The sequence below is a fragment of the Micromonospora sp. NPDC049201 genome (assembly GCF_055586805.1).
In genome coordinates this window covers 235,611-258,578 of the sequence record NZ_JBVJHM010000006.1, presented here as the reverse complement: position 1 = coordinate 258,578, position 22,968 = coordinate 235,611, and the positions used below count along the sequence as shown (strand labels likewise).

Genomic DNA, 22,968 nt, shown 5'->3' with positions numbered 1-22,968 from the left:
GTGCAGATCTCCGCGCGCGGCGACTACGCGGTCCGGGCAGCCCTGAGCCTGGCCACCGCGTACCCCACCCTGCTGTCCACCCAGGCCATCGCGGCGGAGCAGGACATGCCCCGCAAGTTCCTCGAAGCGGTCCTCGCCGACCTGCGCCGGTCCGGGATCGTCCGGGCCCAGCGCGGCGCCGAGGGCGGTTACACGCTGTCCCGACCGCCGCGCGACGTCACCATCGGGCAGGTGCTGCGCGCCGTCGACGGCCCGCTCGCCGGGGTACGCGGGCTGCGTCCCGAGGAGACGAAGTACGAGGGTGCGGCGGAGAACCTGCCCCGGCTCTGGGTGGCGGTGCGCGCCTCGGTGCGGCGGGTGGTCGACGAGGTGAGCCTGGACGAGCTGGTCAGCGGCCGGCTGCCGGCGCACGTGCGCAAGCTCACCACCCAGCCGGACGCCTGGGAGCCGCGCTGATCACAGCGTGGTGACGACCTCCTCGTACGACAACCGGGGCAGCCGTTCCCGCCAGGCGTCCGGGGCCGGGCGGCCGATGTTCATCAGCAGCAGCACCCGGTGCCGCCCGTCGGGGAAGAACTCGCGTTCCACGCCGGTCGCGTCGAACCCGGCCATCGGGCCGGCGGCCAGCCCGGCGGCGCGTACCCCGACCACCAGGTAGCCGATCTGGAGCGCGGCGTTGAAGCGGGCCTGCGCCTCCCGGCCGGCCGGGTCGCCGGTGAACCAGTCCCGCGCGCCGGGGCGGTGCGGGAACAGTTCGGGCAGCCGGTCGTGCCAGTCGACGTCGGCGGCGAGCACCGCGGTCAGCGGCGCGCTGGCCGTCTTGTCCCGGTTGCCGGCGCTGACGTACGGCAGCAGCCGCGCCCGGGCCGCCGCCGAGCGCAGCAGCAGCACCCGCAGCGGCTGCGCGTTCATCGCGGTGGGGCCGTTGCGGACCAGGTCGTGCACGGCCCGGACCTGCGCCTCGTCGACCGGCTCGTCGGTGAACGCGTTGGCCGTGCGGGCCGCCCGGAACAGCAGGTCCTGGGCGGCCCGGTCGAGCGCGAGCAGCTCGTCGGCGGGCGCGTTCACCACGACTCGGACCAGTCCTCGATGGTGGTGGTGTAGCGGCCCCGGTGGTGCAGCAGCGGGTCGCCGTCCTCGCCGGCGCCGAGCGCGAGCGGCTCACCGAGCACGATGGTGTGGTCGCCGGCCTCGATCCGCCGGACCACCCGGCACAGCAGCACCGCCAGCGCGTCGCCGATCAGCGGCACCCCGAACGGGCCGGTGGTCCAGCCGGGGTGGGCGGTGAACCGGTCGATGCCGCTGGTGGCGAAGATCTGCGCGATCTCCTGCTGGCCGGAGGCGAGCAGGTGCACCGCCACGTGCTCGGCGTGCGCGAAGGTCGGCCAGCTCGACGACGCGCGGCCGAGGCAGACCGAGACCAGCGGCGGATCCAGTGACACCGAGGTGAACGAGGTGGCGGTGAACCCGGACGGCGGCAGCGTCGGCAGGAGCCGGTCGCCGCGCAGGCCGGGCGTGGTGACCACGGTGACCGTGGACGCCTGCCGGCGCAGCAGGCCGCGGAACGAGTCGACGTCGACCGGGCGCAGCTCGACGGTGCCGGTGCCGGGCCGGTCCACGGTGGTCACGACGCCACCAGCTCTCGGGCGGCGTGGACGCTGGCCGGCCGGGGCAGGCCGTAGTGTTCGCGCAGGGTGCGCCCGGTGTACTCGGACCGGAACAGCCCGCGTCGGCGCAGCAGGGGTACGACGTGGTCCACGAAGGCCTCCAGTCCGTGGGGTAGCAGTGGTGGCATGACGTTGAAGCCGTCGGCGGCGCCCCGGGTGAACCAGAGCTCGATCTGGTCGGCGATCTGCTCCGGGGTGCCGACCACGACGCGGTGCCCGCGCCCGCCGCCGAGCCGGCCGATGAGCTGCCGGAGGGTGAGCCGTTCCCGCCGGGCCAGGTCCACGACGAGCTGGTAGCGGCTCTGGTGGGACTGCACGGTGGTGGCGTCGGGCAGGTCCGGCAGCGGTCCGTCGAGCGGTCGACCGGTGAGGTCCAGCCCGGTCATGCCGGAGAGCTGGGCGAGCGCGTGCTCGGGCACGATCAGCGCCTCCAGTTCGTCGGCGAGGGCACGGGCCTCCCTCTCGGTACCCCCGATGACAGGTGCGATACCGGGCAGCACCTTGATCAGTTCCGGGTCGCGGCCGGCGTCGGCGGTGGCCCGTTTGAGCGCGGCGTAGAACGCCTGCCCGTCGGCGAGTGTCTGCTGGGCGGTGAAGACGGCCTCGGCGTAGCGGGCGGCGAACGCGATGCCGTCGGCGGACGAGCCGGCCTGCACCAGCAGCGGGCGGCCCTGCGGCGGGCGGGGCGTGTTGAGCGGCCCGGCCACCCGGAACCGTTCGCCGGTGTGCGCGATCTCGTGCACCCGGTCGGTGTCGGCGAAGACGCCGCCGGCGGTGTCGAGCACCAGCGCGTCGTCCTCCCAGCTGTCCCAGAGCTTGATCGCCACGTCGACGTGTTCGGCGGCGCGGCGGTACCGGTCGGCGTGCGCGGGGTGGTCGTCGAGGTTGAAGTTGCGGGCCTCGCGGGCCTGGGCGGAGGTGACGATGTTCCAGCCGGCCCGGCCGCCGCTGAGGTGGTCGAGCGAGGCGAACGCGCGGGCCAGGTTGAACGGTTCGGTGTAGGTGGTCGAGGCGGTGGCGATCAGGCCGATGCGCTCGGTGACGGTGGCCAGTGCGGCGAGCAGCGTGAGCGGCTCGAAGACGGCCTGGATGTTGTGCCGGACGGCCGGGCCGACGGCCAGCCCGTCGGCGAGGAAGACCGAGTCGAGGGTGCCCCGCTCGGCGATGCGGGCCAGCTCCTGGAAGTGGCGTACGTCGGCGAGACGGCCGGGGTCGGTGCGTGGGTGCCGCCAGGCGGCCTCGTGGTGGCCGACGCCCATCAGGAAGGCGTTCAGGTGCAGGGTGCGGGTCATGGCGGTTCCTCTCAGGCGGTGGTGACGTCGACGCGCCAGGTGGAGAAGCGACGTTCCCCGGCGACGAGGAGCTGGTTGACCACCAGCCCGATGGCGGAGATGGTGATGATCCCGGCGTACATGTCGGGGATCGCGAAGTTGTACTGCGCGTAGTTGACGAGGTAGCCGAGGCCGGCCTTGGCGCCGACCATCTCGGCGGCGACCAGCACCAGGATCGAGTACGCCCCGGCCAGCCGGACGCCGGTGAAGATGGTCGGCACGGACGCCGGCAGGATCACCTTCTGGAACAGCCGCAGGTGGTTGAGGCCCATCGAGCGGGCCGAGCGCACCAGCAGCGGGTCGACGCCCTTCACGCCGGCGATGGTGTTCAGCAGGATCGGCCAGGAGCAGGCGTAGACCACCAGGGCGATCTTGGAGGTCTCGCCGAGGCCGAGGATGAGCACGAAGACCGGCAGCAGCGCCAGCGCGGCGGTGTTGCGGAACACCTCCAGCAGCGGGCTGAGCAGGTCGGCGAGGGGGCGGTACCAGCCGATCAGCAGGCCGAGCGGGATGGCGGTGGCCACCGCGAGCGCCAGCCCGGTCAGCGAGCGGGTGAGGCTGGCGCCGACGTGGTCGGCGAGCTGCCCGCTGCGCAGCAGCTCCCACCAGGCGACGAGCACCTCGGAGAGCGGGGGCAGGAAGACCCGGTCGACCAGGCCGGTGCGGGGCACCACCTCCCAGGTCGCGGCCAGCGCCAGCAGCGCGACGCTGCGGTGCAGGGCCCGGCCGCCGAGCGCGAGCAGCCGGCCGGTCCGGGCGGGGGTGACGGCCGCCGGGGGCACGGCGGGCCGGGCCGCCGTCGCGGCGGGTCGTTCGGCGATGTCAACCAACGCGGGCCTCCTCGCGGACGGCGGACTGCGCGGCGCGTACCTCGTCGCGCAGCAGCGTCCAGATCTGGTGCCGGTGGTGCCGGAACGCGTCGGTGGAGCGGACGTCCTCGGCCGCCTCCCGGTCCCCCAGTTCGATGTCGATGACCTGCTTGATCCGGCCGGGGCGCGACGTCATCACGGCGACCCGCTGGCCCAGGTGCACGGCTTCGTCGATGCCGTGCGTGATGAACACGATGGTCTTGCCGGTGGCCTGCCAGATCCGGACCAGCTCGTCCTGGAGGAGGTCGCGGGTCTGGGCGTCGAGCGCGGCGAACGGCTCGTCCATGAGCAGCACGTCCGGGTCGTACGCGAGGCTGCGGGCGATCGCGACGCGTTGCTTCATGCCGCCGGACAGTTCGTGCGGGTAGCGGTCGGCGAAGCCGGTGAGGCCGACCAGGTCGAGGTGGTACGCGACCAGGTCGGCGCGCTCGGCGCGGGGCAGGCCCTTGGCCTCCAGTCCGAACGCGACGTTGCCGGCGGCGGTGCGCCAGGGCAGCAGCGCGTACTGCTGGAAGACGATGCCCCGGTCCAGGCCGGGGCCGGTGACCGGGCGGCCGTCGACGAGCACCTGCCCGGAGGTGGGGGTGGCCAGCCCGCCGAGCAGGTCGAGCAGGGTGGACTTGCCGCAGCCGCTGGGGCCGACGACGACCAGGAACTCGCCGGGGCGTACGCCGAGGGTGAGGTCGTCGAGCGCGGTGACCGCGCCGCCGCCGCCACGCCGGCCCGGGAAGACCTTGCGCACCCGGTCGAAGCGGATCTTGTCGGTGCTCATGCGCCACCGCCGGGGTTGGCGAACGCGTTGAACCGGTTGGTGTAGAGGTCGGCGGGCTGGGGACGCGGGCCCTTCAGCTCGCCGGCGTCGGCCAGCCAGTCGATCCAGGTGGCGAACTCCCGGTCGGTGATGACGCCGCCGGTCTCGGCGACGCCGCTGGACTTCCAGTAGTCGACGAGGGTGGCGTCCTCGTTGCGGCCCCGCCTGCCGATGATCTCCCTGAGTCGGGCCACCACGGTCTCCCGGGGCTGGGTGCGCGCCCACTCGATGGCCTTGCCCACACCGGTGACGAACGCGCGGACGGTGTCCGGGTTGCGGGCGATGAAGTCGTCGCGGAAGACGTAGCTGCCGGCGCTGAACGCCCCGAGCAGTTCGTAGTCGGTGAACACGGTGCGGATGCCGCCGGCCGCGACCGCCCTGTCGCGGATCACGCCGCCGAGCACCGCCACGTCGATCTGCTTGGCGCGTAGCGACTGTTCGGTGTTGACCGGGGGCAGCGCGACCAGTTCGACGCGGCCGATCTCGTCGGCGGTCAGGCCGCCCCGGGCCAGCCAGGTGCGCAGCACGGCCTCGGCGTGCGCGCCGAGCGTGTTCATGCCGACCCGCTTGCCGATCAGGTCGCGCGGGCCGCGGATCGGGCTGTCGTCGCGCACGTAGTAGCCCTGGAAGGTCTGCGCGTCGGAGCCGTAGTAGCTGACCACGGCCGTGATCGGCGCGTTGGCGGTCTGGAGCTTGACGATCGCACCGTTGAACGCGCCGCCGACGTCGCTCTGGCCGGTGGCGGTGGCCTGGATGTCGGCCGGGCCGCCGGTGACGTTGCCGATCCAGTTGAGTTTGACGTCGCCGAGGTAGCCGAGGTCGGCGGCGAGTTCGGGGAGCGTCACCTGACCGACCGAACCCTGGTAGCGCAGTTCCGTGGTCTGGTTGCCGGCGGCGCCGGCGTCGATGCCGCAGCCGGTGGCGGCGGTGAGGGCGAGCAGGGCGACGGCGGCGGCGAGGGCGCGCCGGGGTGATCGGGTCGAGGGCATGGCGGTGTCTCCTGATCTGTCCACGATGCGGTGGAGGGGGCCCACGTGGGGGCGGAGCGCACGCCGTGCCGCGCCGGGCCACGATGCGCCGGCGACGGGAACGGACGGGCGGAGGAGGGGGAACGACGAGCGTTCGGCTCAACAGAGCGCGCTCGCGTGCCGGACCAGGTCGACGTGCACGCGAGCGGTGAGGAGAAGCTCGTCCCGCTGCGACATGTCCTCATGCTGCCGACCGTTGTCCCCGCCGGTCAACGCCCTTCCAGTCAGTGAGACTTTCATCGCTGGCTTTGTTACGACCCGTCTCCACCAGCATTTACCACCCCTTAACACCTACCCGTTGGATAGAGATTTTGCCGGGCGCGACGCCCACCGTCCAGACCGGACCGCATCGGGTTTCGCGTTTCGTCGAACCGGGCATGTTCCTCCTCGCAGAGGCAGGGAGATCGAAGGAGGCACCCCCGATGGGCGTTCAGTTCCGCAAGCGCAAGAAGTACGGGCCGCTGATCCTCCACTTCACCCAGAACGGGTTCTCCTCGTGGAGCATCAAGATCGGCCGTTGGTCCTGGAACTCGAACACCCGCGCCCACCGCGTGGACCTTCCGGGGCCGCTCTCCTGGAAGCAGGACAAGGCCTGACCTCGGGCGAGGAACTCCGACGAAATCCGGTGTCGACGAACCGTCGGCACCGGATTTCGTCGTCCGGTCCGGTGTTCCGACGCCGCGAGGCGGTCCGGGGCGGACAATCGCGACATGGTGGACCTGACCCTGCGGCGGATGCGGCGGCGGGCGGTGGCGGCCTGCGCGCTGATGCTGGTCGGCTACTTCCTGGTGCCGGTCGAGGCGGACCCGAACGGGTGGCGACTGGCGCTGCGCTCGGTCGCCACGGTGCTGCTGGTGGCGGTGGTCGCGTTCCTGGTCACCGGCCAGGTCCGTCGCCAGCTCACCCGCGACCAGCCGACCGGCGACTCGGAGGACCGCGCGCTCACCCGGCTCGCCGTCGCGCTGATCGCCGGGCTGCTGGTCTTCGCGCTCGCCGACTACGTGGTGGCGAACACCCGCCCCGGTGAGTTCGTCGGGCTCCGCACCCGCATCGACGCGCTCTACTTCGCGTTGGCCACGCTCACCACGATCGGCTACGGCGACGTGCACGCGCAGGGGCAGATCGCCCGGGTGGCGGTCTGCGCCCAGATGGTGTTCAGCATCGGCGTGGTGGCCACCGGCGCGTCGGTGGTGGTCAGGCAGATGACCCAGCGGTCGGCCCGGCGCTGATCACCACGTCGCCGCCGAGCCGGCCGGGCTCCGGGTCGCGGGTCACCGCGCCGGTGGCGAGCAGCGAGGTGAGCGCGCGGTTGGCGTCGGCGGCCCGGTAGACCGTGGCGGTGGCCGCGAACCGGCGCAGCTCGGTCACCGTACGCGGGCCGGAGCGGGCCAGCTCGGCCAGCAGCTCGCGGCGCAGCGGGCCGGGCTCCGGGTCGAGCGTGATCTCCAGCAGCCGCCCCGCCGGGTCGGCCGGGTCGCGGTAGCGCACGCCCGCGTACTCGTCGACGGCCCAGAGCGCGTCCTTCATCGTCTCCAGGCCGCGGTCGGAGCCGGTGGCGTAGCCGAGCAGTCGGGCCGGCCCGTCCTCGGGTACCAGCTCGACCTCGGTGACCAGCGGGAAGCCGGCAGCGGTGAGCGCCGGCCGCAGCGACCGGCCGGGCGCGGTGACCAGCAGCAGCTCGGCCGGGCGGCCGGACGCCACGGCGGTCAGCAGGGCCGGGTCGGGCGCGCCGCCGTCGACCACGGCCAGCAGCGGCGCGCCGGCCGCGCCGGCCGCCTTGAGCGCCACCGGCAGCCGGTCCGGCCGGCCGGGCACCAGGTGCACGGCGACGTCGGCCGGCAGGGTGGCCTCGACCGCGCCGAGCCGCGCCGGCAGCTCCGCGTCGCCGTCGGCGAGCACCAGCACGGTCAGCCGCCGCCCGCGCAGCCGGTCGGCGAACTCGGCCACCACGCGCAGCGCCGCCTCCGCGCCACCGGCCTCTCCCCCGGCGTACGCCAGGGCGAGCGTGGCCCGCCGCGCCCGGTGCAGCGCGGCGGGGAGCCAGTGGTCGAGCTGGCGGACGAGCAGCTCGCGCAGGACGGCGTCGGTCGACATGGTGCCGTTTCTACCGCACCCGACCCCGTGCCCGGCCGGGAACCCCGGTCAGGCCGGGACGGAGACGCCCACGCCGCCCCGGGTCTGGCCGCCGTAGCGCTGCCGCTCGCGGTCGAGGTCGAGCCGACCGATCCGCTTGCGGGCGGCGAGCGTCGCGTCGTCCAGCAGGTTCGCCGGGACGATCCAGACGATCTCGAACTCCAGTCCGTCCGGGTCGCGCCCGTAGAGGCTCTTGGTGGTGCCGTGGTCGGACGCGCCGCCCAGCGCGCCGGCGGCGGCCAGCCGCTCGGCGGTGGCGGCCAGCTCGTCGAGCGTGTCCAGCTCCCAGGCGAGGTGGTAGAGGCCGACGGTGCCCCGGCCGGCCGGGGACGGCCCGGCCGCCGCGCCGACCTCGAACAGCCCGAGGTCGTGGTCGTTGGTGGAGTCGGGCGCCTGGAGGAAGGCAGCGCCGCGGAAGCCGTCCGGCGTCATCGGGACCCGGCGGAAGCCCAGCACGTCGCGGTAGAAGGCGACGCTGCGCTCCAGGTCACTGACGTAGAGGACGGCGTGGTTGAGCCGGTGGATTCCCATGCCCTCGACGGTACCGCGTTTTGATTGAGCGTTCAACCATTGGCGCTATGATGGGCGTCATGACCCGGTGGCTGGACCCCGACGAGCAGCGGACCTGGCGGGCCTTCCTCGCCGCCTCCCGCGCGCTGATGGACACGCTCGACCGCGAACTGCAACGCGACGCCGGCATGCCGCACGCGTACTACGAGATCCTGGTCCGACTCTCCGAGGCCCCCGGCCGGCGGCTGCGGATGAGCGAGCTGGCCGACGCCACCGGCTCCTCGCGCAGCCGGCTCTCGCACGCCGCCGCCCGGCTGGAGGCCGCCGGCTGGATCCGCCGGGAGGACTGCCCCACCGACCGGCGCGGCCAGCTCGCCGTGCTCACCGACGACGGCTTCGCCACGCTGACCGCCGCCGCGCCCGGCCACGTCGAGGGCGTACGCCGGCACCTGTTCGACGCGCTCAGCCCGGCCCAGGTCGACCAGCTCCGCCGGATCAGCGAGACGCTCGCCGACCACTTGACCCAATCGGCACCAAACTGATCCACTCCGGGGGTTGTACTTACCGTCGCCGGATGAGCACGATGGGGCGTGTCCTCCGGCTTCGCTGACCTGACCGTCCAGGCGCACCATCTGGTGTCCGAAGGCGACCTCACCGGTGCGCAACGGCTGCTCGCCGACGCGCTCAGCGACGCCGACCCGCGCCCCGGCAACGCCTCCCCCGAGCTGGCCGAGGCGGCCGGTCTCCAGGCGCGGCTGCTCGTCGCGCTCGGCGAACCGCACTCCGCGCGCGGCTGGGCCGCGTTCGCGTACGCGGCGACCACCCGCCTGTTCGGCCGCTCCGACGAGCGCACCGTCACCGCCGCCGCGACGCTGGCCGCGGTGCTGCACCGGGTCGGCAGCGACGCCCGCGCCGCACGGCTCTACTCCGACGTCATCATCGAGCTGACCGCCCGCGACGGGCCCGAGTCGCAGCGGGTGCTGGCCGCGCACGCCGACCTGGCCACCGTGGAGTACGCCCGCGGCCAGTGCGAGGTGGCCCGCGACCGCCTCGCCGACGCCTGGGAGCTGCACCGCGAGGTCTACGGCGACGACCACCCCAGCGGCATCAAGATGCTGGCCAAGCTCGGCGCGATGGAACGCGACTGCGGCCGGTACGCCGAGGCGCACGAGCACCTGGCGCTCGCCGAGGACCTGTGCCGCCAGCACCTCGCCGTGGACGACCCGCTCGCCGTCCAGGTGGCCGGCCTGGCCCGGGCCGCCGCCGACCCGGACCACGTCTGCGCCGCGCCCGAACCACAGGCACCCACGACGCCGGTGGTGCCCGCCGCCCGGGTCGCCCCGCCCGTCGAGGGTCCACCCGACCTGCCGCCCTACAGCCCGCCCGCGCTCGACGAGCCGGTGCGCACGCCGCTCTACCACCCGCCGGGCCGGGCAGCCGACGCCGGGCACGTGCCCACGCCCCGCACCGCGCCCGAGGCCGACGCCGAGTCGTTCGACGACTACCCGTGGCCGCCGGAGCACGAGCATCCCTGGCGACCGGACGAGCCGGCCGACCAGCCCTGGCGGGCCGGCGAGCCGGCGGAACAGCCCTGGCGGGCCGGCGAGCCGGCGGAACAGCCCTGGCCGCCACGCGAGGACGCGGTGCCGCCGACCGTGTTCGGGCTCGCCGCCGACGCGCCGCCCGGCGTACGCCGGGTGCCGCCGGCCCCCGACTCACCGTCGCGCTACCTGCCGGTGCACGTGCCCCGGCCACCCGCCACGCCCCGGCGCGAACGGCCCTGGCTGCCGTTGGCGGTGCTCGGCGTGGTGGTGGCGCTGCTGCTGGGCACCATCGCGGTGATCGCCGGCGTGTCCCGGGTGGACGGTGACCGCGACACCCCGGCCGCCCCGTCGGGCGGGCCAGCGTCGAGCGGGCCGCCGCCGACCTCCGCGCGGCCCACCACCAGCGCCCGGCCGGCCGCCTCCCCGGGCACCCCACCGGGCCGGTTCGCGCTCACCGACCGGCGCGACAGCATCGTGCTGAGCTGGACGTACCCGGCCGGTGCGGAAGGGCCGGTGGTGGTCGCCGGGGGCCGCGCCGGCCAGCCGCAGCACACCTTCGCGACGCTGCCCGCCGGCTCCGGCGACTACATCGCCTACGGGCTCGACCGCACCACCGACTACTGCTTCACCGTGGCGCTGGTCTGGTCCACCGACACGGTGGCCCGCGCCGCCCCGGTCTGCACCAAGCGACGCCGCTGACCTGTCACTCCGGGTCCGGCTCGGCCAGCGTGGGCAGCCGTACCGTCGCCCGCAGCCCCGGCGCGGCGACGCCCGGCGTCGCGTCCGCCAGCTCCACCGTGCCGCCGGCCCGGCGCACCAGCTCCCGCACGATGGCCAGGCCGAGGCCCGCGCCGCCGGCGTCGCGGGCCCGCGCGTCGTCCAGCCGGGTGAACCGGGCGAACACCCGCTCCCGGTCCGCCGCCGGGACGCCCGGCCCGTCGTCGGTCACCGTGACCAGGTGGTACGCGCCCTCCGGGCCGGCGACCGCCAGCCGCACCTCGGCGGACGCGTGCCGGATCGCGTTCTCCACCAGGTTGATCAGCACCCGGCGCAGCTCCCCCGGGTCCCCCTCGGTCCACCACGCCCCGGCCGGCACCGCCAGCCGCACCAGCGGCGACGGATAGCGGGCCGCCACGGCGCGCAGCAGCTCACCCAGTTCCACCGGACCCACCGCCGCCGGCCGTGCGGGGCGCGCGTCGTCCTCGTCGAGGCGGGCCAGCAGCAGCAGGTCGTCGACGAGACGGCTCAGCCGCTCGGTGTCGGCGAGCAGGTCGTCGGCGACCGCCGGCCAGTCGGTGCCGTCCCCGAGCCGCCGGGCCACCTCCAGCTCGGTACGCATGTTCGTCAGCGGGCTGCGCAGCTCGTGCGCGGCGTCGGCCACGAACGCCCGCTGCCGGTCCCGGGACGCGGCCAGCCGGTCCAGCATGTCGTTGAGCGTGACCGCGAGCCGGTGGATCTCGTCCTGCCCGGCCGGCACCGGCAGCCGCTCCGCCCCGGCCCGCCCGGTGATCTCGGCGGCGCCGCTGCGCAGCTCCTCCACCGGGCGCAGCGTCGCGCCCACCACCCGCCAGGCCACCACCGCCAGGCCCGCCACCAGCAGCGGGAAGCCGACCAGCAGCAGATTGCGCACCACGTGCAGGCTGTGTCGCACGTCGGACAGCGACTTGGCCACCAGCACCGTACGCGGCTCGGCCGGGGTGCCGGCCGGCACCGTCACCACCCGGACCGGCCCGGACAGGCCGACCCGCTGCCCGTCCACCACCAGCCGCTGCCGCTGCCCGGGCCGCAGCTCGTCGGGGCCGAGCATCGGCACCAGCCGGTCCGCGTCGATCGAGGCGGCCCGGATCCGGCTCTGCGCGTCCACCACCTGCACCCGCAACTGGCCGCCGGCCACCGGCAGCGGGTCCGGCAGCGCGTCCTCGGCGGTGAGCAACGCGACCGCGTCCGCGGTACGCAACGCCTCCGCGTCGGCCGAGCGTTGCAGCGTCCAGCCGAGCGCGCCGAGCAGCAACGCGCCACCGAGCGCGAACCCGAGCGCCAGCCCGAGCACGCCCAACGCCAGCAGCCGGGCCCGCAGGCCGAGACGGGGTCGCCGGCGGCTCACGTGGCCAGCCGGTAGCCGGCGCCGCGGACCGTCTCCAACCGCTCCCGGCCGATCTTGCGGCGCAGGTAGCCGACGTAGACCTCCACCGCGTTCGGGGCGGTGTCCACCGAGGCGTCCCAGACGTGGTCCAGCAGCTCGGTCTTGGACACCACCTCGCCGGGGCGGCGCATCAGGTAGTCGAGCAGCGCGTACTCGCGGCTGGTCAGCGCCACCTCGGCGTCGGCCCGGGTGACCCGCCGCCGGGCCGGGTCCAGCCGCAGGTCACCGACCGTGAGCACGGCCGGCCGGCGGGGCGCGCCCCGGCGCAGCAGCGCCCGCAGCCGGGCCAGCAGCACCACGTACGAGAAGGGCTTGGTCAGGTAGTCGTCGGCACCGCAGTCCAGGCCGTCGGCCTGGTCGTACTCGCCGTCCTTGGCGGACAGCATCAGCACCGGCAGCCAGCGCTGCTCGGCGCGCAACCGGCGCACCACCTCGTAGCCGGAGAGGCCGGGCAGCATCACGTCGAGGATCATCGCGTCGTAGTCGCCGTGCCGGGCCGCGTCCAGCCCGGCCGGGCCGGTGGCCGCCACGTCCACCACGAAGCCCTCCGCCGACAGGCCCCGCCGCAACGCCGCGGCGAGCCGCGTCTCGTCCTCCACCACCAGCAACCGCACCGGTCCAGGGTGCCACCACCGGGTCACCCGTAGGGGATCGGCTCAGCGTCCTCACAGCGAGGATCCCGCAGCATGGAGCGCAAGGAGGTGCACACTGATGTCTGTGATGAAGAACCGCGCCGTGCTGCGCTGGCTGGTCCCGGTGACCGCGGGGGTCGCCGTGATCGGGGGCGGCGCCGCCGTCGGCACGTTCGCCGCCGGCGCCGACCCGGCCCTGCCCCCGCGCAGCGCCGCCCAACTGCTCGACGACCTGCGGACGTCCCGCCTGGACGGGCTCTCCGGCACCGTCGTGCAGCGCGCCGACCTGGGCCTGCCGCCGATCGCCGCGCTCGCCGGCCAGGCCAGCGGCAACCAGCTCGCCGGGCTGGTTGCCGGCACGCACACGCTGCGTGTCTGGTACGGCGGCGAGGACCGGCAGCGGCTCGCCCTGGTCGACACGCTCGGCGAGCAGGACGTGCTGCGCAACGGCCGCGACGTCTGGACCTGGAGCAGCCGGGAGAACACCGCCGTCCACCGGAAGCTGCCGGCCGACGGCAAGGACCTGCCGGCCGCGCCGGCCACCCCGGCCGACGCCGCCCAGCAGGCGCTGGCCGCGATCGACCCGACCACCGCGGTGACCGTCGGCCGGTCCGCCACCGTGGCCGGGCGGGACGCGTACGAGCTGGTGCTCACGCCGCGCGACAAGGCGTCGCTGGTGCACCAGGTGCGCATCGCGCTGGACGCGAAGGAGCACGTGCCGCTGCGCTTCGAGGTGCTGGCCGACGGCCAGGACGAGCCGGCGTTCGAGGTGGCGTTCACCCAGGTCGACTTCCGCACCCCGGACGCCGACCAGTTCCGGTTCAACCCGCCGCCCGGTGTCAAGGTCACCGAGGAGTCGGCCGACGCGCGCCCCGGTCCGGCGGGCCGGGCCCCCGGAACCTCGCCGGGCAAGCTGCCCGACGGGGCGCAGCGGCCGGACGTGCGTACCGTCGGCACCGGCTGGACCACGGTGGTGGTCGCCACGCTCGGCGACGCGGCGAAGGCCGGCGGCACGAAGGCCGGCGCGGGCGCGCCGGACGCCGACATGCTGGCGAAGGTGCTCGGTGACCTGCCGAAGGTCAGCGGCGACTGGGGCAGCGGGCGGCTGCTGAGCGGCAAGCTGTTCAGCGTGCTGCTCACCGACGACGGCCGGGTGGTGGCCGGTCTGGTCACGCCGGAGCGGCTCTACCAGGCCGCGAAGGGCTGATCGAACGTCGGGCTCGGGGCCCGGTCGGCGTGCGCCGGCCGGGCCCCGAGCCGTGTCCGGGCTTGGTCGAATGGCGGGCGACGCGCTATCTTTCTCAGTTCAGGCACAAAAAAGGAATGGCTTATGAATGCCATTCCTGCGGCAATTTTAGTCAATGAGGAGCCCGCTTGTCAACGCACTCCGACGTGTCGGGTGAGCTGCACCAGGACGACGACGAGATCGGTCGCGAGCAGGAGTACGTCTCGATGCTCTACGACCGGCTGGACGGGCTGCGCGAGCAGGCCGCCCGCCGGCTCGACGAGGAGTTGCGCCACACCGGCGGCACCCAGCAGGCCCGCTCGCAGCGCGACTCCACCGTGGCGATGTACGCCGACCAGGTCGAGCAGTACTCCGCCGTCGAGTCCGGCCTCTGCTTCGGCCGCCTCGACGGGGACGACGGCGCCGCCCGCTACATCGGCCGGATCGGCATCTTCGACACCTCGGGCGAGTACGACCCGCTGCTGATGGACTGGCGTGCCCCGGCCGCCCGCCCGTTCTACCTGGCCACCGCCGCCAACCCGCAGGGCGTACGCCGGCGTCGGCACCTGCGCACCCGCGACCGGAAGGTCACCGGCCTCAACGACGAGGTGCTGGACATCACCGCCGCCTCCCCCACCGCGCACGAGGAGGTCACCGGCGAGGCGTCGCTGCTCGCCGCGCTCAACGCCGGACGCACCGGCCGGATGCGCGACATCGTCGAGACGATCCAGGTCGAGCAGGACCGCATCATCCGCGCCGGCCTGCCCGGCGTGATGGTGGTGCAGGGCGGGCCCGGCACCGGCAAGACCGCGGTGGCGTTGCACCGGGCCGCGTACCTGCTCTACACCCACCGCCAGCAGCTCTCCACCCGGGGCGTGTTGCTGGTCGGCCCGAACGCCACGTTCCTGCGCTACATCTCCCAGGTGCTGCCGGCGCTGGCCGAGACCGGTGTGCTGCTGCGCACCCAGGCCGACCTGTTCCCGGGCGTGCACGCCCGGCGCACCGAGCCGGCCACCACCGCGGCGCTGAAGGGCCGCGCGGTGCTGACCGAGGTGCTCGCCGGCGCGGTCCGGGACCGGCAGTGGGTGCCGGCCGAGCCGATCACCGTCGAGCTGCCGCAGCGGGAGGTGCTCACGCTCGACCCGGAGACGGTCCGCCAGGCCCGCGACCGGGTCCGGCGCACCGGCCGGCCGCACAACCTGGCCCGCGCGCTGTTCGACGTGGAGATCGTGCACGCGCTCGCCGACCAGGTGGCCGAGCGGATCGGCGCCGACCCGCTCGGCGGGGAGAACCTGCTCTCCGAGGCGGACCGGGCGGAGATCCGCCGCGAGCTGCGCGAGGAGCCGGAGATCGGGGCCGCGCTCGACGAGCTGTGGCCGGTGCTCACCCCGCAGCGGCTGCTCGCCGACCTGTTCGCGTCGCCGGAGCGGATCGCCACCGCCGCGCCGATGCTCACCGACGCCGAGCGGGCCGCGCTGCACCGGGAGCCCGGCGGCTGGACGCCGGCCGACGTGCCGCTGCTCGACGAGGCCGCCGAGCTGCTCGGCGAGGACGAACGCGCCGCCGCCGCCCGCCGGGACCGGATCCGCGCGATGGAACGCGAGTACGCCGAGGGCGTGCTGGAGATCTGGCGGGGCTCCCGCTCGATCGACGTGGAGGACGAGGCCGACGGCGGTGAGATCCTCGGCGTGACCGACCTGATCGACGCCGCCCGGCTCTCCGAACGGCAGGAGGAGTCCGACCGGCTCACCACCGCCCAGCGGGCCGCCGCGGACCGCACCTGGGCGTTCGGGCACGTCATCGTGGACGAGGCGCAGGAGCTGTCGCCGATGGCGTGGCGGCTGCTGATGCGCCGCTGCCCGAGCCGGTCGATGACCATCGTCGGGGACGTGGCTCAGACCGGTGCGCTGGCCGGCACGCCGTCCTGGGGCGAGGCGCTCACGCCGTACGTGGCGGACCGGTGGCGGCTGGAGGAGCTGACCGTCAGCTACCGCACCCCGGCCGAGATCATGGCGGTCGCCGCCGACGTGCTCGCCGAGATCGACCCGGCGCTGCGCCCACCCCGCTCGGTACGCGCCACCGGCGTACCGCCGCAGGACCGGACCGTTCCGGCGGACCGGCTCGCCGTCGAACTGGTCGAGGCGAGCGCCCGCGAGGCCGCCGTCCTGGGTGACGGCCGGCTCGGCGTGATCGTGCCGGCCGGGCGGGTGGCCGACCTGGGCGCCGCCGTGGTCGCGGCGCTGCCCGAGGCGGCCGTCGGCGAGCAGCCGGAGCTGGCGAACCGGGTGGTGGTGCTGACCACCGAGCAGGCGAAGGGCCTGGAGTTCGACTCGGTGCTGGTGGTGGACCCGGACCGGATCGTCGCCGAGTCCCCCCGAGGCCACAGCGACCTCTACGTCGCGCTAACCCGCGCCACCCAGCGCCTCACCATCCTCCGGACGTAAGGAGGGGCCCCCTACTAACGCTTCCGGTAGAGAAGGGGCCCCTTCTCACGCCGGCTCAGCCGGGGTTGGCGCCCTCGTCGGTGACGTTGGCGACCTGGGCGCCGGGGGCCGAGGCGTCACTCGTCGACCCGCCGGCCGGGGTGCTCAGCCCGCCGGTGGTGGCGTCCCCGGTGGTGGTCGGCGCCACCTTGCCCGGATGCCGCTCCGGTTGTCGGGCCACCCGGCGCACGCTGGCCGGGCCGGCCGTGCCGCCGGTCGTGGTGACCGCGCCCTGGCCGCGGGTCGGCCCGCCGTCGCGCAGCACGTCCGGGTCGATCGCCACGTGCGCCGGGTCGTCCGGATCCGACTCCTGGATCACCCGCTGTTCGTCGGTCGGCGGCACGGTGACCTCGTCCAGCGCGCCCTCGCCGTACACGCCGCCGGCGACCCGCTGTTCGGCCTGCCGGGCGGCGTCCTGCCGGATGTCGTCCTCACGCACGTCAACCACCTCGCAGCTCGTGGTGTGGGTATCCGTGCTGCGTGCCCGGGGTCGGGAGGCTGAAACCGGCCGGGAGGCGCGTCGGTTGGCTCCCCGCAGCGCCGGATGTCCGGTTCGGGGCGCGGCCGGCACACCGCCCGTCCGCGCGGCCGGCACACCGCCGGCACCCGCCGGTTAGCTTGTCTCGGGGGGCGGGTAGTCGGAGGGTGCCCCCGCCACAGTGTGCGAACCGTGCCGTGGCCGAACTGCGGCAGCGGGGCGAGGGGTGCCGTACGACTCATCAAATCCTGAGGAGGACCAGATGAGCACGCAGGCCGCATCCACCAGGCCGATGAACCGGCCCATGTCGGACGTCCAGAACCGGTCGAGCATGATGGAGTCGCCGACCCGTCCGATGCCGTCGATGCACGACGGCCACCGGGAGGAGATGCCCGCCCCCGGCACCGAGACGAAGCAGGCGTTCCTCACCACCGAGTTCTGGGTGTACGCCGCAGCCGCCGCGGTCGTCGTGATCGCCGCGTTCTGGAAGGGCACCACCGCCAACGGCCTGAACATCAACAACCCGAACCAGGCCTGGTGGTACCTGACCGCGCTGACCGGCGCGTACCTGATCAGCCGTGGTCTGTCGAAGGCGGGCAGCGCGCGCCGCTCCGGCAAGGAGCGTCGCGGCCGGCGGTGACCCGCGCCGCGCGACCGGCGACGCCCCCGGGATCCGTCCCGGGGGCGTCGTCGCGTGCCGTCACTCCTCGCCGAAGTCCCCGCCGTCGTCGCCCTCGAAGGCGTCCTCCAGCATCTCGCCGGCCACCAGACCGCCGGCGACGCCCAGCGCCGCGCCCGCCACCATGCCGCCCATGCCGCCGCCACGACGACCGTGGTGGCCCTGCGGACCGTAGTGACCGGGGGCGCCGTAGTGGCCCTGCGGGGCGCCGAAGCCCTGGGCGCGCAGGCCGCCGTACCGGGACGTGGTCTCCCGCAGCCACCCGTCGACCACCTGCGGCCAGTCGGTACGCGAGGCGTCGCTGTGCGGGACGGAGTATCGCCCGTAGACGTCGTGCCCGGCGCTGAGGAAGCCGCCGCGCTTGTCGCACTCCAGGATCACCTCGACGCCCTGCTGGCTGGTCACGAACGTCAGCTCGACCTCGGTGACCGTCTGCGCGTACTGCGGCGCGGCGTAGAACTCGATCTCCTGGTAGAACGGCAGCGTCTGCGGCACACCGTAGATGTGGCCGCGCTCCAGGTCCGCGTGCTTGAACCGGAAACCCAGCGCCTGGAACGCGTCGAGGATCCGCTCGTGGACCGGCAGCGGGTGCACCGACACCTGGTCCAGGTCGGACTTGTCGACCGCCCGCGCCACCGCCAGTTCGGTACGCAGACCCATGGTCATGCCGTGCAGCCGCTGGCCGAAGACGTCGGTGACCGGGGTCTCCCACGGCACCGGCATCTGGAACGGGATGGCGAGCTGCTGCTTCGGCGCCAGCTCGAACGCATCGCTGACCGGCATCCGGTGGAACTCCATGACGCCGGCGTACTCGGTGTCGCCGCCCTCGATCTCGACCCGGGTGACCAGGCCGACGGTGATCCGCTCGATGCGCGCCGGCGCGTCGCCGCCGACCAGGTTGACGTGCCCGTCCAGGGCCAGCCCGGGCCGGGTGTTCGGGTTGGTCAGCACGGTGTCGACGCTGGGGCCGCCCACGCCGAACGCGCTCAACATCTTCTTGAAGACCATCGCCACTCCGCCTCCGCCATCCGCGGGCTCCACCGTGGAGCCCGCGGGCCGTGCAGGGCACCCTAACGGGAACGGCTGGGAAATGCCTGAAAGGTCAGGCCACCGGTACGACGATCAGCTCGCCCACCTGCTCGCCGAGTTCCCGGCGGGCCGCCGCGGGCAGGCCCTCGTCGGTGATCAGCACGTCGGCCTCGTCCAGCGGCGCGATGGTGGCGATGCCGATCGTCTCCCACTTGGTGTGGTCGGCGAGCACGACCAGCCGGCGGGCGGCGCCGATCAGCCGCCGGTTCACCGCCGCCTCCAGCAGGTTGGGGGTGGTGAAGCCGGTGCGCCGGCTCATCCCGTGCACGCCGAGGAAGAGCAGGTCCACGTTGAGCGCGGCGATGGCCGCCTCGGCGACCGGGCCGGTCAACGCGTCCGACGGGGTACGGATGCCGCCGGTGAGCACCACGCTCTGGTCGGCGCGGGGGTTCTGGTAGAGCGCGTCGGCGACCGGGATCGAGTTGGTGACCACGGTCAGCCCGCGTACCCCGGCGAGCCGGGCGGCCAACGCGGCGGTGGTGGTGCCGGCGGACAGCGCCACCGCCATGCCCGGCTCGACCAGCCCGGCGGCCCGCTCGACGATCGCCTGCTTCTCGGCCCGCTGCCGCGCCGACTTGGCGGCGAAGCCGGGTTCCTCGGTGGAGCCGGGGCCGGCCAGTGTCGCGCCGCCGTGCACCTTGTCGATCAGCCCGCGCTCGGCCAGCACCTCCAGGTCACGCCGGATGGTCATGTCCGACACGCCGAACCGGTCGACCAGGTGGCTGACCCGGACGCCGCCGCGCTGGCGGATCAGCTCCAGGATGGCGCTCTGCCGTTGCTGGGCGAGCATCAGACCGGTTCCTCGCGGACCACCGCCACCTCCCCCGCCGGCACCACCAGGTCGCCGTCACACCGTCCGCCGGTGAGCAGTTCGACGCCGGTGACCGGCAGCCGGGCCGCGTCGTCGGTGTGGTTGACCACGAACAGCCAGCTCCGCTCCGCCGAGCGACGCCGGACCACCTCCACGCCGACCGGCGCGGGCACCGGCGGGTGCACGCCGGCCTCGGTGAGCAGTCGGGCCACCAGCCGGTCGGTCGCCGCGTCGTCGAGCCGGGTGCCGACGTACCAGGCGGCGCCCGCGCCGACGGCGTTGCGGGTCAGCGCCGGCACGCCGGGCAGCGGCCCGTCGGCGTACGCGGCGAGCACCTCGGCGCCCTCGGCGTGCAGCCACTCGGTCCACACGTCGGCGTCGGCGCCGTCGTCGAGGCGGACCGTCTCGCCGGCGCGCAGCGGGAAGAACTCCTCCACGCGTACGCCGAGCAGGTCCCGGAACGCGCCCGGGTAGCCGCCGAGCCGGATGTGGTCGTGCTCGTCGACGATGCCGCTGAAGTAGGTGACCAGCGCGGTGCCGCCGCCCTCGACGAAGCGGCGCAGCGCGGCGGTGTCCGCGTCGCGGGTCAGGTAGAGCGTGGGCACCAGGACCAGCCGGTAGCGGGACAGGTCCGTCGACGGGTGCACCACGTCGGCGGTGACGCCGGCCCGCCAGAGCGCGGCGTGCAGCGCGGTCAACCGGTCGGGGTAGGTCACGTCGACGCTGGGGTGGGAGTCGAGTTCCGCGCCCCACCACGCCTCGTAGTCGAACAGCACGGCGACGTCGGCGTCGACCCGGCTGCCGCGTACCTCGGCCAGCGCGCGCAGGTCGGCGCCGAGCCGGCTGACCTCGCGGAACACCTTGGTCTCCGGGCCGGCGTGCGGCACCAGCGCGGAGTGGAACTTCTCCGCGCCGGCCCGGGACGCCCGCCACTGGAAGAAGAGCACCCCGTCGGCGCCGCGCGCCACGTGCGCCAGGCTGTTGCGGCGTAGTTGGCCGGGCGTCTTGGCCACGTTGCGGGGCTGCCAGTTGACCGCGCTGGTGGAGTGCTCCATCAGCAGCCAGGGCGCGCCGCCGGCCACGCCGCGCGTCTGGTCGGCGGCGAGCGCGAGGTTCACCTGCGGCTGCGGGTCGGCGGCGGTGAGGTAGTGGTCGTTGGCGACCACGTCCACGTCGGCGGCCCAGGAGTGGTAGTCCAGGTACTTGATGCCGGTACCGATCATGAAGTTGGTGGTGACCGGCTGGGTGACGAGCCGGTCGAGCAGCTCCCGTTCGGCGCGGAGCTGGGCGCGCTGCTCGTCGGAGGAGAAGCGCAGGAAGTCGAGCTGCTGGGTCGGGTTGGCGAACGTCGGCGCGGCGCGCGGCGGGTTCACCTCGGCCCAGTCGTGGTAGCGCTGGCTCCAGAACGCGGTGCCCCAGGCGGCGTTGAGCGCGTCCAGGTCGCCGTAGCGCCCGCGCAGCCAGCACCGGTACGCCTCGGCGCTGACGTCGCAGTAGCAGTGCACGTTGTGGCAGCCCAGCTCGTTGGAGACGTGCCAGAGCACCACCGCCGGGTGGGCGGCGTACCGCGTCGCGACCGCCTCGACCAGGGCGAGCGAACGGTCCCGGAAGATCGGCGAGCTGGGGCAGTACGCCTGCCGGCCGCCGGGCCACAGCACGGCGCCGTCGGCGCGGCGGGGCAGTGTCTCCGGGTGCCGGTGGGCCAGCCACGGTGGCGGGCTGGCGGTGGCGGTGGCCAGGTCGACGCGGATGCCGCCGTCGTGCAGCAGGTCGAGCGCGCGGTCGAGCCAGCCGAACTCGTACCGGCCGGGGGCCGGCTCCAGCAGGGCCCAGGAGAAGATGCCGACCGAGACCAGGTTGACCCCGGCGCGGCGCATCAGCGCGACGTCCTCGGGCCACACGTCCTCGGGCCACTGCTCCGGGTTGTAGTCGGCGCCGTACCAGATGCCCTCGCCGTGCCAGTTCCGCATGAGAGCTGAGGGTGCCCGCGAACGACAGCCAAGTCAACACTTTCCAACATCGACAGTAGTTACAACGTTTACCACGCCTTTTCGCTGCCACAGCACGGTTATCGCCGCCCTTTCGCCCTCTTGACAGCGCGGAACCAACGGGTAGCTTCAACCGCCACCGGCTATTTCTGTTCGGACGTGTGGATTCTCGGTGGATCTCGTAGCCACCTCGTCCCCGCAGGAGGCACCATGTCCCGTCCCCGCTCACAGGCCGAGTACCTCGCCCGGCTCGTCCCTCCGTCCGTCGCCGGCCTGCGCCGGCGCTCGCTGCTGGCCGGCGCGGCCGGCGCGGGCGCGTTGCTCGGCACCGGCGCGCTCGCCGGCTGCGGCGACTCCGACTCCGACTCCGGCGGCGATGCGAAGAGCGTCACGCTCGGCTCGAACCAGTCGGACCCGAAACCCAAGGACGTCGTCGCCAAGGTGGTGGACGGCTTCAAGACATCGTCCGGGGTGACCGTCAACGTCAACACGGTCGACCACAACACGTTCCAGGAGAACATCAACAACTACCTACAGGGCAAGCCGGACGACGTGTTCACCTGGTTCGCCGGCTACCGGATGCGGTTCTTCGCGGCCAAGGGCCTGGCCGGTGACCTCAGCGACGTGTGGGGCAAGCTCGACGGCTACTCCGACGCGTTCAAGAAGGCGTCCACCGGCGACGACGGCAAGCAGTACTTCGTGCCGGCGTCGTACTACCCGTGGGCGGTCTTCTACCGCAAGTCGGTCTGGCAGCAGCGCGGCTACCAGGTGCCCACCACGCTGGACCAGCTCACCGCGCTCGGCGCGCAGATGAAGAAGGACGGCCTGACCCCGATCGCCTTCGCCGACAAGGACGGCTGGCCGGCGATGGGCACGTTCGACATCCTCAACCTGCGGATCAACGGCTACCAGTTCCACGTCGACCTGATGGCAGGCAAGGAGTCGTGGACCTCCGACAAGGTGAAGAAGGTCTTCGACACCTGGGCCGGGCTGCTCCCCCTGCACCAGCCGGACGCGCTGGGCCGCACCTGGCAGGAGGCCGCCCAGTCGTTGCAGCAGAAGAAGAGCGGCATGTACCTGCTCGGCCTCTTCGTCGGCCAGCAGTTCAGCGGCGCCGACCTGGAGGACCTGGACTTCTTCACGTTCCCGGAGGTCGACTCCACGATCGGCGCGAAGGCCCTGGACGCGCCGATCGACGGGTACATGATGGCCCGCAAGCCGAAGTCCAAGGACGCTGCCACCAAGCTGCTGACGTACCTGGGCTCGAAGGACGCCGCGAACATCACGGTCAAGAACGACCCGAGCACGCTGGTCGCGAACAGCGGCGCGGACACCGCCGGCTACACCGCGCTCCAGAAGAAGGCCGCCGAACTGGTCGGCTCCGCCACCGAGATCGCGCAGTTCCTGGACCGGGACACCCGGCCGGACTTCGCCTCCACCGTGATGATCCCGGCCCTCCAGCAGTTCATCAAGAACCCGAAGGACATCAGCGGGATGCTCACCAGCGTCGAGAACCAGAAGAAGTCGATCTTCACAAGCTGACGGCG

Annotated in this window: 24 protein-coding genes; 9 read left to right on the top strand and 15 right to left on the bottom strand. The window is 73.9% G+C overall.

Translation table 11 applies throughout. The features are described from left to right. On the top strand, positions 1–456 hold the full coding sequence (locus ACZ6O5_RS15350; RefSeq protein WP_281935072.1) for an RrF2 family transcriptional regulator: 456 nt from the start codon (positions 1–3) through the stop codon (positions 454–456). Here ACZ6O5_RS15350 and ACZ6O5_RS15345 read toward each other — a convergent pair whose 3' ends face one another. The 7 genes from ACZ6O5_RS15345 to ACZ6O5_RS15315 all read right to left on the bottom strand — a co-directional run bounded on the left by ACZ6O5_RS15345 (position 457) and on the right by ACZ6O5_RS15315 (position 5,946). Then, entirely contained in the window at positions 457–1,071 is a 615-nt protein-coding gene (locus ACZ6O5_RS15345; protein ID WP_465977578.1) for a malonic semialdehyde reductase, read from the bottom strand. It abuts the gene before it with no gap. Next, entirely contained in the window at positions 1,065–1,628 is a 564-nt protein-coding gene (locus tag ACZ6O5_RS15340) for a flavin reductase family protein (protein ID WP_465977576.1), read from the bottom strand. Before ACZ6O5_RS15340 ends, ACZ6O5_RS15345 begins: the two co-directional genes overlap by 7 nt. Continuing rightward, positions 1,625–2,959 (bottom strand): LLM class flavin-dependent oxidoreductase, encoded by a 1,335-nt coding sequence (locus ACZ6O5_RS15335; protein ID WP_357296627.1) that lies wholly within the window; start codon positions 2,957–2,959, stop codon positions 1,625–1,627. The genes ACZ6O5_RS15340 and ACZ6O5_RS15335 overlap by 4 nt, the downstream gene beginning before the upstream one ends. An 11-nt stretch (positions 2,960–2,970) precedes the next feature. Next, positions 2,971–3,828 carry an ABC transporter permease gene (locus ACZ6O5_RS15330; protein WP_465977573.1) on the bottom strand — a complete coding sequence of 286 codons (858 nt, stop codon included), beginning with the start codon at positions 3,826–3,828 and terminating at the stop codon, positions 2,971–2,973. Then, complete coding sequence (locus ACZ6O5_RS15325) at positions 3,821–4,639, bottom strand: ABC transporter ATP-binding protein (protein WP_465977571.1); 819 nt, start codon at positions 4,637–4,639, stop codon at positions 3,821–3,823. The genes ACZ6O5_RS15330 and ACZ6O5_RS15325 overlap by 8 nt, the downstream gene beginning before the upstream one ends. Then, positions 4,636–5,667 (bottom strand): ABC transporter substrate-binding protein, encoded by a 1,032-nt coding sequence (locus tag ACZ6O5_RS15320; RefSeq protein WP_465977569.1) that lies wholly within the window; start codon positions 5,665–5,667, stop codon positions 4,636–4,638. Before ACZ6O5_RS15320 ends, ACZ6O5_RS15325 begins: the two co-directional genes overlap by 4 nt. Positions 5,668–5,805: 138 nt before the next feature. Next, positions 5,806–5,946, bottom strand: coding sequence for a putative leader peptide (locus ACZ6O5_RS15315; RefSeq protein ID WP_465977567.1), 141 nt, complete (start codon positions 5,944–5,946; stop codon positions 5,806–5,808). A 182-nt stretch (positions 5,947–6,128) separates the two neighbouring features. Between ACZ6O5_RS15315 and ACZ6O5_RS15310 the strand changes: the two genes are divergently transcribed. Both ACZ6O5_RS15310 and ACZ6O5_RS15305 read left to right on the top strand, forming a co-directional pair. After that, positions 6,129–6,302, top strand: coding sequence for a DUF4236 domain-containing protein (locus ACZ6O5_RS15310; protein ID WP_064498970.1), 174 nt, complete (start codon positions 6,129–6,131; stop codon positions 6,300–6,302). A 114-nt stretch (positions 6,303–6,416) separates the two neighbouring features. Continuing rightward, the gene (locus tag ACZ6O5_RS15305) at positions 6,417–6,935 is read left to right on the top strand and encodes a potassium channel family protein (protein ID WP_465977565.1); all 519 of its coding nucleotides are present in this window, start codon (positions 6,417–6,419) and stop codon (positions 6,933–6,935) included. Here ACZ6O5_RS15305 and ACZ6O5_RS15300 read toward each other — a convergent pair. Together ACZ6O5_RS15300 and ACZ6O5_RS15295 are read right to left on the bottom strand one after the other, a co-directional pair. After that, complete coding sequence (locus tag ACZ6O5_RS15300) at positions 6,901–7,800, bottom strand: hypothetical protein (protein ID WP_465977563.1); 900 nt, start codon at positions 7,798–7,800, stop codon at positions 6,901–6,903. The two genes, ACZ6O5_RS15305 and ACZ6O5_RS15300, sit on opposite strands and share 35 nt — an antisense overlap. Positions 7,801–7,848: 48 nt before the next feature. Further along, positions 7,849–8,370, bottom strand: a complete 522-nt coding sequence (locus tag ACZ6O5_RS15295; protein WP_465977561.1) for a VOC family protein — start codon at positions 8,368–8,370, stop codon at positions 7,849–7,851. A gap of 50 nt (positions 8,371–8,420) precedes the next feature. Here ACZ6O5_RS15295 and ACZ6O5_RS15290 point away from each other — a divergent pair, with 50 nt between their 5' ends. Both ACZ6O5_RS15290 and ACZ6O5_RS15285 read left to right on the top strand, forming a co-directional pair. Continuing rightward, positions 8,421–8,891: a MarR family winged helix-turn-helix transcriptional regulator gene (locus ACZ6O5_RS15290; protein ID WP_281935094.1), complete on the top strand. Its 471-nt coding sequence runs from the start codon at positions 8,421–8,423 to the stop codon at positions 8,889–8,891. Positions 8,892–8,939: 48 nt separating this feature from the next. Then, a complete protein-coding gene (locus ACZ6O5_RS15285; RefSeq protein ID WP_465977559.1) occupies positions 8,940–10,592 on the top strand; it encodes a tetratricopeptide repeat protein in 1,653 nt (550 codons plus the stop codon). A 4-nt stretch (positions 10,593–10,596) separates the two neighbouring features. On the opposite strand, the gene ACZ6O5_RS15280 is transcribed toward ACZ6O5_RS15285, so the two are convergent. Beyond that, a complete protein-coding gene (locus ACZ6O5_RS15280; protein ID WP_465977888.1) occupies positions 10,597–11,955 on the bottom strand; it encodes a sensor histidine kinase in 1,359 nt (452 codons plus the stop codon). 38 nt (positions 11,956–11,993) lie between these two features. Continuing rightward, complete coding sequence (locus ACZ6O5_RS15275; RefSeq protein ID WP_107159334.1) at positions 11,994–12,650, bottom strand: response regulator transcription factor; 657 nt, start codon at positions 12,648–12,650, stop codon at positions 11,994–11,996. Positions 12,651–12,747: 97 nt separating this feature from the next. On the opposite strand from ACZ6O5_RS15275, the gene ACZ6O5_RS15270 reads away from it, so the two are divergent. Together ACZ6O5_RS15270 and ACZ6O5_RS15265 are read left to right on the top strand one after the other, a co-directional pair. Next, complete coding sequence (locus ACZ6O5_RS15270) at positions 12,748–13,875, top strand: LolA family protein (protein ID WP_465977556.1); 1,128 nt, start codon at positions 12,748–12,750, stop codon at positions 13,873–13,875. Positions 13,876–14,120: 245 nt separating this feature from the next. After that, on the top strand, positions 14,121–16,337 hold the full coding sequence (locus tag ACZ6O5_RS15265; protein WP_465977886.1) for a HelD family protein: 2,217 nt from the start codon (positions 14,121–14,123) through the stop codon (positions 16,335–16,337). Between the two features lie 55 nt (positions 16,338–16,392). On the opposite strand, the gene ACZ6O5_RS15260 is transcribed toward ACZ6O5_RS15265, so the two are convergent. Next, the gene (locus ACZ6O5_RS15260) at positions 16,393–16,815 is read right to left on the bottom strand and encodes a hypothetical protein (RefSeq protein ID WP_281935104.1); all 423 of its coding nucleotides are present in this window, start codon (positions 16,813–16,815) and stop codon (positions 16,393–16,395) included. Between the two features lie 301 nt (positions 16,816–17,116). Here ACZ6O5_RS15260 and ACZ6O5_RS15255 point away from each other — a divergent pair, with 301 nt between their 5' ends. Continuing rightward, positions 17,117–17,494, top strand: a complete 378-nt coding sequence (locus ACZ6O5_RS15255) for a hypothetical protein (protein ID WP_425787397.1) — start codon at positions 17,117–17,119, stop codon at positions 17,492–17,494. Positions 17,495–17,554: 60 nt separating this feature from the next. Here the strand turns inward: ACZ6O5_RS15255 and ACZ6O5_RS15250 are convergent, their stop codons facing one another. The 3 genes from ACZ6O5_RS15250 to ACZ6O5_RS15240 form a co-directional block, all read right to left on the bottom strand. Further along, positions 17,555–18,541 (bottom strand): sporulation protein, encoded by a 987-nt coding sequence (locus ACZ6O5_RS15250; RefSeq protein ID WP_281935106.1) that lies wholly within the window; start codon positions 18,539–18,541, stop codon positions 17,555–17,557. 94 nt (positions 18,542–18,635) lie between these two features. Continuing rightward, entirely contained in the window at positions 18,636–19,412 is a 777-nt protein-coding gene (locus ACZ6O5_RS15245; RefSeq protein WP_465977553.1) for a DeoR/GlpR family DNA-binding transcription regulator, read from the bottom strand. After that, positions 19,412–21,403, bottom strand: coding sequence for a beta-galactosidase (locus ACZ6O5_RS15240; protein WP_465977551.1), 1,992 nt, complete (start codon positions 21,401–21,403; stop codon positions 19,412–19,414). The genes ACZ6O5_RS15245 and ACZ6O5_RS15240 overlap by 1 nt, the downstream gene beginning before the upstream one ends. Before the next feature lie 228 nt (positions 21,404–21,631). Here ACZ6O5_RS15240 and ACZ6O5_RS15235 point away from each other — a divergent pair, with 228 nt between their 5' ends. Next, positions 21,632–22,963 carry an ABC transporter substrate-binding protein gene (locus ACZ6O5_RS15235; protein ID WP_465977549.1) on the top strand — a complete coding sequence of 444 codons (1,332 nt, stop codon included), beginning with the start codon at positions 21,632–21,634 and terminating at the stop codon, positions 22,961–22,963. Positions 22,964–22,968: the final 5 nt, after the last annotated feature.